This window comes from Promicromonospora kroppenstedtii DSM 19349, assembly GCF_000515355.1.
Classification (GTDB): domain Bacteria; phylum Actinomycetota; class Actinomycetes; order Actinomycetales; family Cellulomonadaceae; genus Promicromonospora; species Promicromonospora kroppenstedtii.
The window spans coordinates 36,268-42,545 of sequence record NZ_KI911649.1 but is presented as its reverse complement, the minus strand read 5'-3'; the positions used below and the strand labels follow the sequence as shown (position 1 = coordinate 42,545).

The window sequence follows — 6,278 nt, the reverse complement described above, 5'->3', positions numbered from 1 at the left end:
CGGCGGCCCGGGACGCGTCGGCGGCCGAGGTCGCGGAGGCGGTCGGGATGTCGCGGGTCAGCGCCCGCCGCTACCTGGAGCACCTGGTCACGGAGGGATACGCGCAGGTGACGCCGCGGTACGGCACGACGGGCCGCCCGGAGAACCGCTACCGCCCGGCCTGACGCGCCGCCGGTCGCCCGGAGCGCGACGCCCGGCGTCAGACCGGGGACGTCAGCGGGTCCACGTCCGGCTGGACCGGGCCCGTCGCCGTCTCGTAGGCGAAGCCCTCCCGGACCCAGTACTCGAAGCCGCCGATCATCTCCTTGACCTGGTAGCCGAGCTTCGCGAACTCCAGGGCCGCCTTCGTGGCGCCGTTGCACGCCGGACCCCAGCAGTAGACGACGACGGGCCGCTCACGGTCGATCGTCTGCTCAGCCCGCAGGCGCACCTTGCCGCCGGGCAGGTGCACCGCGCCCGGGACGTGCCCCTGGTCCCAGCAGGCCGGGGAACGCACGTCGACCAGCGTGAACGGGCTGCCCGCGGCGAGCGCGGCATGGACGTCGCTGACGTCGGTCTCGAAGGCGAGTCGCCCGGCGAAGTGGGCGACGGCGGCGCTGGTGTCCTGGGTGGTCGTCATGGCCAGATTCTGCGGACCCCGGGGCGCCACGGACAAGAGCCCGGGCACGCACTGTTCCTGAAGCGTCCGTAAGGCACGCTACTCCGTGCCACGGCTGCTCACGCCTGCTGGAGCAGGCCCGGGTGCTGCGCCTGGACCACGTTCGGGTGCGCGCGGACCCGGCTCTTGAGCCAGTTGTCGCCGAACACTGCGTGCAGCGGGTTGGCCGGGTCCGCCGTCACGCCGGGGGCCTCGGCGCGGAGGTCCGGCCGCAGCTCGACGTCCGGGATCGTCGCGTCCAGCGCGGGCCCGTGGAAGTACGGGATCGAGATGCGCTCGGTCCCGGCCGCCGGGGACACCACGCGGTGCAGCGTCGCCTTGAGGTAGCCGTCGGTCGCGATCTCGAGCAGCTCGCCGATGTTCACCACGAACGCGCCGTCGGGCGGGGTGACGTCGAGCCACTCGCCGTCCTTCTCGACCTGCAGGCCGGCCTTGCCGTCCTCGACGGAGAGGAGCGTGAGCACGCCGAGGTCCTTGTGCGCGCCGACGCCCTGCGCGGGCACCGCGGCGTCGACGCCCGGGTAGCGCGCGACCTTCAGGTGCGGCGAGGGCCGCTCGAACACAGCGTCGAACGTGTCGGACGGCGCCCCGAGCGACTCCGCCCACGCGCGCAGCAGCCGCGTGGCGACGCCGTCGAGCCGGCTGAGCCACTCCTCGGCGACCTCGCGCAGGGCGGGCAGCGCCTCGGGCCACAGGTTCGGGCCCTCCAGGACCCAGTAGTCGGGCACTCCGGGCCCGGCCGGGACGGCCGGCCGTTCGGCGCCGATGTCGACCTGCTCGCGCTGGTCGACGCGGCCGAGCGTGCGTTCGCCGCCCATCCGCGTCCAGCCGCGGAAGTGAGGACTGTGCACGTTCTCGATCGCGCGCTTCTGCTCGTCAGGGAGCGCGAAGAACTCGCGGGCGGTCGCGTACGCGCGGTCGATCAGCTCGCGCGGTACGCCGTGGCCGACCAGCGAGAAGAAGCCGACCTCGTGGGTCGCGCGCCGCAGCTCGTCGCGGAAGCGGGCCTGGTCGTCGGGGCCGCCGTCGAGCAGCGAGAGGTCGAGAACGGGGATGCCGGGCATGGGAAGGTCCTTTCGAGGGTGCCGGATGGGGGTGCGCCGACGGCGACCGCCCCGGCATCGACGGGACCTCACCTAGGGTGCACCGAGACCTCCGGACGGAGGTTTGCGGGAGCCCGATGCGCGGGCACGGGGATGCGTGGTGAGCAGGATCTGCTGTCGGCGGCGCGAGGAGACGCGCCAGGGGGTCGCCCGATGGGCGACCGCTCAGCGGCGACAGCAGGAACAGAGAAAGGTGCTCACGATGCGAGAAACGGTAGCACCACGAGGCCGGGACCGGCGGGGTCCCGGGTCAGTCCGTCACAACACGGCACGGTACGGTCAGGCGCTGAGGCGCCCCTTCGCACCACGGGCACTCCCGCCGCTCTTCGCACGGGTGATGGCGGAGCCGCTGGTGTGCTTGGTGTAGCGCTGTCGTGCAGCCTCACCGGTGGTTCCCAGGACGATGCCGATCTTGTGCCACGAGAGGTTCGCCGCCCGGGCGGTGCCGATGGCGTCGTGCATCACCTCATCTGCCTGCCGCAACAGCAGCTCTCGCTCGGCCATCGCACGGGTGAGCACCACCCGCGGCGGCAGCTCGTCAACAGCGACGTCGTAGACCTCAGCGGTGTCTATGTCGAAGTTCTCGAAGCGGCGCTCGATCTCGGCGAGCTCGTCGGGGGTCAGTTCAGTCATGGTTCACCGCCTACGTCGTCGTGGTGTCTCCGGGAGGTACTTGCCTCGCGCCGGGCGCATCGCGTGGGCGACGATCTCTCGGCCGGAGTGCTGGATGGTGCCCACCTCCATGATTCGGCCTGCCCGGTCCGGGCCGATGTACATCGTCATTCCGTCGGACTGCACGATCACGCGAATAGCCCTGGCGATCGCACGAAGAAGGTCCTCATCGGGGTAGCCACGCGTGGCGCGCCTGTACAAGAAGTGGACCGTCAGTCCGTCACGACCTCGCGCAGGAACCGGACGACCCGGCGGGCGCGGAACATCAGCGCGTAACCGATGGCGATCACGTGCCCCACCACGCGCATCGTCTCGTTGACCGCGCCCTCCAGGAGCGTGTCCTCGTCGTCGACCACGCCGTCACGGGCGGAGCGCAGGCTCAGGATCTTGGCGCGGTCGTCCGGGCCCAGCTCCTCGAGCAGCTTGGGCACCGCGGACAGCGACTGCGCGAACGGAGCGTTGCGCTCCAGCACGGGCTTGATGATGTCCTCGGGCTCGAGGAACTTCCCGGCGATGATCACGACGGCGACGATCGAGCGGCGTCGGGCGTACTCGGCGAGCACCGCGCCGGCGCCCGCGGACGCGCCCATGAGCGCCACCCGCTCGCCGCGCTGCTCGAACTGCTCGACCAGGGCGTCGAGCCGGTCCAGCCGCTCCTCGAACGAGGCGTCGGACGACCAGCGCACGCGGAACATCGTGGTGCGGACCCCGAGTGCGCGCCAGGTGCGCAGCGCCTCGCGCTGGAGGTGCACCAGGGGCGGCATCCGGTCGCCCAGCCCGGGCACGTAGATCAGCCTGATGGGCGGCTTGCCGGTGCGCGCGGTCCGGGCCCCCGGGATGCTCTCAGCGGGTGCGGGGAGGTCGCTGTCGTCGCTGGTCACGTGCTCGCTCATCTCGCGCAGGAGATTACACGGCGTGGACCTGTCAGACGCTCGCGGACGTGTCAGACCCACAGGTCACCCGGGGGACCTGTAGGTCTGACGCGTGCTCGTCGGTGGAGCGGTGGTCAGCGGACGGCGTATGCGCGGATCACCGTCTGCTTGATCCTGCCGCCCGACGCGTCCCGCGCCTCGACCCGGAGCGAGACGTGCTCGGTGCCCCGCGGTACGCGGACCGGCCCGGCGAACGTCCCCGCCCGCCCGTCGGAGAGGGACACGGCGCGCCAGGTGGCCCCGTCGTCCGCGGACCACCACAGGCGGGCGGACGTGACGCGGTCCTTCGCCGACCGCTCGTCCGAGGCACCCGCCTGGTGCCCCACCGTGAGCGTGACCCGCGTGCCGCGGGGTGCCACGTTGTGCGCGTCGAGGTCCTTGACCACGTAGCCGACGTCGAGCGCGGCCGGGCCGGTGGCGGCGTCCGGCGCCGCGCGGAACCGCCACTCGGTGCGCGTCCGCGTGGACCGCTCCCACCAGGACGCCTCGTGGCGGGCGTCGAGGACCACGCGGTGGGCGGCGCCGCCCGCCGGGAGCGCTACCCCGGCCGAGGGGCGCGTCTGGTCGAGCACGGACTCGCCGTCCTGCCAGACCCGCAGGCGGGTGCCCTGCCCGCTGAACCCTGCGAACGGGTGCCCCTCCGCGTCGCTCCACGGCACGAGGCGCACGCCGAGCGTGTCGTCCGCGACCGTGAACGCGCCGGCTCCCGCGCGCGTGCTCAGGACGGCGCCGCCCACCGTGGTCCGGGCCTTCTGCCGGGGCGCGTAGGTGCGCGCCGCGGAGTCGAACCAGCCCTGCTGCGGGTCGTCCACCGAGCCCGAGTACACCTGATGCCCCCAGGCGACGCCGTTCGCGCTCAGGTACTCGGTGCGTCTGCCCGGTACCGCGACGGGGCTCCCCACGGCCGAGCCCCACCGGTGCCCCGGCGCGGTGCCGACCCTGGCGCTCTCGGCGGCGTGGTCGGCGCCCAGGGACGCGTACGTGGTCGTGACCGCGGCCGTGTCGCGGGCCGTCGCCCGGAAGCGGAACGTGTCCACCACGTCCTGCGTGTACAGCAGGTCGTAGGTGTACGACGGCGCTCGGCCCGCCGCGACCGGCTGCTCCAGGACGAAGTGGGTCTGCAGGTCGTACGTTCCGACCGTGACGGGCGCGTCCGTCGGCGTCGCGTAGACGTTCGCGCCGGCCCCGACGACGGTGCCGAACCCGTACGGGTCGTCGCCCGCCGCCGTCGTCCGGGTGTCGTCCAGTGCGATCCACCGGACGGCGGACGGCCGGTGGGTGGAAACGCTCAGCTCGCGCGCCTCGCGGGCGTCGAGCACGACCGTGGTGTCGTCCGCGACGGTCACCTCGGGCCGGAGCACCGCGGAGACCTCGGAGACGACGTACTCCTCGTCGGCGGTCCACAGGAAGCCCGTGACTGAGTACCGGCCCGGCGGGACCCGTAGGTCCAAGCCCTCGGGGCCGATCTCGCCGTGCCTGTCGAACAGCGTCGGGTCGTCCACGTTCACGACGCGCACGCTGGAGGACCCGGTGTGCGGCTCGCCGTCCCGCCCGAGGGTGCGGACGTCCAGGTCGGCGAGGTCGGGCTCCTTGTAGTAACCGAGCGGCGTGCGGACCTCGCGGCCCTCGGCGTCCGTGGCCGTGACCGCGCCCGAGTAGCGGCGCTCGACGGCGCCGACCGTGCGGTCGATGCCGACCTCGACGGCCGCCGAGCCCCCTGCGGGCACCGTCAGGGACGTGACGTCGAGCGTGACAGCGTCCGCGGGCAGCGGCTCGCCGTCCTGGTCCGACGCCTCGACCGTCAGGTCCAGGGCGACCGCGACGTCGCCGGGGTTCTCGTACGTGAGGGTCTGCGTCGCGGTGCCCTCCTGCGGGTACTCGAAGGCGCCGAACGACAGCGAGGCGGGCGTCGCCAGGACGGGCAGGTCGAGCGCGGCGGGGACGAGCACGCGCCCGGCGCCCTCCTCGAAGGCCCCGCCGCTGGTGTGCCGCGCCGAGCCCATGAGGACGGCCTTGAGCTGCGGCCCCGTCAGCTCGGGACGAGCTTGCTTGAGCACGGCGGCCGCGCCGGCCACGTGCGGCGCCGCCATGGAGGTGCCGCTCCAGGCCGTGTAGGGGCCGTCGCTCTCCCACTCGTTGGTGCCGTCCGCCCGGGCCGCGACGATCTCGACGCCCGGCGCCGTGATGTCCGGCTTGATCGCGTAGTCCCGCGCCCGCGGTCCGCGGCTGGAGAAGTAGGCGACCTGGTCGTCGTCGTCCACGGCGCCCACGGTCAGGGCCGAGCTCGCGGCCCCGGGCGGCACGACGGCGCCGTACAGGCCCTCGTTGCCCACCGCCACGACGAAGAGCGTGCCGTACTGGGCGCTCAGCGTGTCGACGGCCGTCGAGAACGGGTCCGTGCCATCGGTGTAGCGCTCGGCCTCGCCGAGGCTCATGTTCACCACGTCGGCCCCGGCCTCCGCGATCCACTCCATGCCGTCGATGATCGACGACGACTCACCGCCGCCGAAGTCGTCGAGCACCTTGCCGACCAGGAGGTCCGCGCGGTAGGCCACGCCGCGGTTCTCGCCGTCCGACGCCTCGCCGGAGCCCAGCGCGATCGATGCGACGTGCGTGCCGTGGCCGTACCGGTCCTGGGTGTCGCCGGAGCTGGTGAAGTCGCGGGCCCCGACCAGCACGTCGTCGAGGTCGGGATGGGTCGCGTCGAGACCGGAGTCGAGCACCCCGACGGTCACCCCGTCGCCGGTGAATCCGGCGTCCCAGGCGGCCGGGGCGCCGATCTGCGGCATCGAGCCCACGTCGAGCGCCTCGACGTGCCCGTCCAGCCAGACCTTCACGGCCGGTGCGGCTTGGTCGGCCCCTGCGGCCGAGCGACCTGCCGGGGCCCGGTCCAGCGCCGCGAGCAGGTCGGCG

6 protein-coding genes are annotated in these 6,278 nt (G+C 73.3%); 1 reads left to right on the top strand and 5 read right to left on the bottom strand.

Annotated elements, in window-relative coordinates; genetic code table 11:
* The coding region (locus PROKR_RS09725) for a helix-turn-helix domain-containing protein (protein ID WP_157601998.1) at positions 1–164 on the top strand (164 nt) is incomplete at its 5' end.
* Positions 165–199: 35 nt separating this feature from the next.
* On the opposite strand, the gene PROKR_RS09720 is transcribed toward PROKR_RS09725, so the two are convergent.
* The 5 genes from PROKR_RS09720 to PROKR_RS30640 all read right to left on the bottom strand — a co-directional run.
* Positions 200–619 carry a rhodanese-like domain-containing protein gene (locus tag PROKR_RS09720; RefSeq protein ID WP_036962619.1) on the bottom strand — a complete coding sequence of 140 codons (420 nt, stop codon included), beginning with the start codon at positions 617–619 and terminating at the stop codon, positions 200–202.
* A 98-nt stretch (positions 620–717) separates the two neighbouring features.
* Positions 718–1,722: an isopenicillin N synthase family dioxygenase gene (locus PROKR_RS09715; RefSeq protein ID WP_036962617.1), complete on the bottom strand. Its 1,005-nt coding sequence runs from the start codon at positions 1,720–1,722 to the stop codon at positions 718–720.
* Between the two features lie 318 nt (positions 1,723–2,040).
* Positions 2,041–2,394 carry a hypothetical protein gene (locus tag PROKR_RS09710; protein WP_051432832.1) on the bottom strand — a complete coding sequence of 118 codons (354 nt, stop codon included), beginning with the start codon at positions 2,392–2,394 and terminating at the stop codon, positions 2,041–2,043.
* A gap of 251 nt (positions 2,395–2,645) precedes the next feature.
* Complete coding sequence (locus tag PROKR_RS09700; protein ID WP_036962615.1) at positions 2,646–3,326, bottom strand: alpha/beta fold hydrolase; 681 nt, start codon at positions 3,324–3,326, stop codon at positions 2,646–2,648.
* Between the two features lie 113 nt (positions 3,327–3,439).
* Positions 3,440–6,278: S8 family serine peptidase (locus PROKR_RS30640; RefSeq protein ID WP_211240086.1), on the bottom strand; the 2,839-nt coding region annotated here is incomplete at its 5' end.

Coding starts and splice junctions, on each gene's coding strand:
- PROKR_RS09720 (WP_036962619.1), bottom strand. CDS start 619: ATGACGACCACCCAGGACACCAGCGCCGCCGTCGCCCACTTCGCCGGG.
- PROKR_RS09715 (WP_036962617.1), bottom strand. CDS start 1,722: ATGCCCGGCATCCCCGTTCTCGACCTCTCGCTGCTCGACGGCGGCCCC.
- PROKR_RS09710 (WP_051432832.1), bottom strand. CDS start 2,394: ATGACTGAACTGACCCCCGACGAGCTCGCCGAGATCGAGCGCCGCTTC.
- PROKR_RS09700 (WP_036962615.1), bottom strand. CDS start 3,326: ATGAGCGAGCACGTGACCAGCGACGACAGCGACCTCCCCGCACCCGCT.